The organism is Mesorhizobium sp. M7A.F.Ca.US.002.01.1.1 (assembly GCF_004022955.1).
Classification (GTDB): Bacteria; Pseudomonadota; Alphaproteobacteria; order Rhizobiales; family Rhizobiaceae; genus Mesorhizobium; species Mesorhizobium ciceri.
The window spans coordinates 1-2,527 of the sequence record NZ_RZQE01000671.1 but is presented as its reverse complement, the minus strand read 5'-3'; the positions used below and the strand labels follow the sequence as shown (position 1 = coordinate 2,527).

At 66.4% G+C, this 2,527-nt stretch carries 3 protein-coding genes; all 3 read left to right on the top strand.

The window, feature by feature from the left end; genetic code table 11:
* The coding region (locus tag EN932_RS33840) for an ABC transporter ATP-binding protein (protein ID WP_164890775.1) at positions 1–678 on the top strand (678 nt) is incomplete at its 5' end.
* A 49-nt stretch (positions 679–727) separates the two neighbouring features.
* Complete coding sequence (locus EN932_RS33835; protein ID WP_027163210.1) at positions 728–1,675, top strand: ABC transporter substrate-binding protein; 948 nt, start codon at positions 728–730, stop codon at positions 1,673–1,675.
* A 29-nt stretch (positions 1,676–1,704) separates the two neighbouring features.
* A partial coding sequence (locus EN932_RS33830) for an iron ABC transporter permease (protein WP_245483379.1) occupies positions 1,705–2,527 on the top strand: 823 nt, incomplete at its 3' end.

The window sequence follows — 2,527 nt, the reverse complement described above, 5'->3', positions numbered from 1 at the left end:
GGTCCCAACGGCGCCGGCAAGACGACGCTGCTGCGCATGCTGTCGGGCATGCTGCGGCCAAGTTCCGGCGAGGTGAAGCTTGGCGGACGCGGGCTGGACAGGATTTCGGCCGCCGAGCGGGCGTTGCATATCGCCGTTGTCGGCCAGACCGACCAGCCCGATCCGCGGCTGGCGGTGATCGATTATGTCGAGCTTGGCCGGGTCCCGCACGCCGGGCTGCGGCGCAGGCGCGAGGAACGCGATATCGCCGTCGAGGCGCTGCGGCGGACCGGCCTGCTGCCGCAGCTTGGCCGCACCGTCGGCTCGCTGTCGGGCGGCGAGCGCCAGCGCGCCCAACTGGCGCGCGCCATCGCCCAGCAGCCCAAAATCCTGTTCCTCGACGAACCGACCACCCATCTGGACCCGCGCGCCCGCGGCGAACTGCTCGACCTCGTGGCAGGCTTCGAGATAACGGTGATCGCGGTGCTGCACGATCGGGCGCTGGTAGCACCCTTCGCCACCAGGGTTGCGGTGATGAATCATGCCCGCCTGCAAGCGCTCGCCGCACCGCGCGAAGCGCTGGCCCAACAGCTGATCCGCGAGATTTTCGGCATCGATGTGCTGCGCCTGCGCCATCCGACCGAGGATCGAGAGTTGACGGTGTTCGAGGTTCCGAACCGTGCCGCGCCGCCGTCGTGATTGAAGCCGTTCCATAGTCGACCCGATCCCACCCACAAGGAGCATACCCGTGAAACGCCTCGCTTTTTCGCTTGCCGTCTCGCTGCTGACCTCGACCGCCTTCGCCTTCCCGGTAACCGTCGACAGCTGCGGCAAGCCGCTGACCTTCGACGCGCCGCCGAAGCGCGCTGTCATCCATGATCTGAACATGGCCGAGATGGCTTTCGCGCTGAAATTGCAGCCGTCAATCGTCGGCCTGACCGGCATCACCGGATGGTACAAGGTCGGTCCCGAATTCAAGGCAGAGCAGGGTTCGATCCCGGAGCTGGCGCCGAAATATCCGACGCTCGAAAACCTCGTGGCCGTGGAGCCGGATTTCTTCTTCGCCGGCTGGTACTACGGCATGAAGCCGGGTGGCGAGGTGACGCCCGACACGCTTGCCCCGCACGGCATCAAGACGCTGGTTCTGGCGGAAAGCTGCGTCCATCTCGACAAGAGGCGCCCCGCCGCCTCGATGGACCTGCTCTACGGCGACGTCGAAAAGCTGGGCAAGATCTTCGGCAAGGAGACAGAGGCGGAAAAGCTTGTCTCTGGCTGGAAGGCGCAGCTCGCCGACATCACCGCCAAGGTCGGCAGCGCCAAGGGCACGCGGGTGTTCCTCTACGATTCCGGCGAGGACAAGCCGTTCACCGCAGGCAAGTTCGCCATCCCCAGCGCCATGATCACTGCCGCCGGCGGCGACAACATCATGGCTGACATGGACACCAGCTGGGGCAACACGGATTGGGAAACGGTGGCGTCGCGCAATCCGCAATTCCTCATCCTGCTCGATTACCAGGACGGTGGCGGCTACAGGAAGCTGCTCGACTTCCTGAAGGCGCATCCGGCCATGAAGGAGACCGACGCGGTCAAGAACGAGCGCTTCGTTGCCCTCCGCTACGCCGAGCTGACGCCTGGACCCGCCAACATCGAAGCGATCGACAAGATCGCCAAGGCCATGCACCCGGAAGCATTTTGAGCTTGCGCCATCCGGCATTTGCGTTGGCCATGCTGGCGGGAGCGGCGGCGATCGCCGCTCTCGCTCTGCTGTCGATCGCCTATGGCTCGACGCTGATCCCGCTGGCCGACGTTGTAGCAGCGCTTGGCCGCGCAATCGGCTTAGGCGGGCACGACGTGTCCGGGCCGGTCGGCAAGATCGTCGTCGATCTGCGGCTGCCGCGCACGATCCTGGCCATCTGCGTCGGCGCGGGCCTCGGCGTCGTCGGCGCGCTGCTGCAGACAGTGACCCGCAACGATCTCGCCGATCCGTTCCTGTTCGGCCTGTCGTCGGGCGCCGCCGCCGGTGCTGTTTCCGTCATCACCGTCTTCGGCGACAGCTTTGGCATCTGGACGTTGCCGGTCGCGGCCTTCACCGGCGGCATATTGGCCGCCGGCGTCGTCCTGCTGCTGGTCGCGCGGGTGAGGGGCCAAGGGCCGGAGCGGCTGATCCTCGCCGGCCTTGCCGTGTCCTTCATGTTCACCGCCTTGACCAACTACCTGGTCTTTGCCGGCGACCAGCGCGCCGCCCACTCCGTGTTGTTCTGGACGATGGGCGGCCTTGGCCTGGCGCGCTGGGACAATATCTGGTTGGGCGCGCTGGGTGCGGGCACCATTCTGGCTTACGCGCTGTGGAACCACCGCCGGCTCGATGCCTTCCTGGCCGGCGAAAACGCCGCCGAAAGCCTTGGCGTGCCAGTGGCGCGCATGCGCCGAATGACGTTTCTCGTCGCCGCCTTCTCGACGGCGATCCTGGTCTCTGTCGCCGGGGTCATCGGCTTCGTCGGGCTGATGATCCCGCATCTGTCGCGGCCGCTGGCAGGCCCCTTGCATC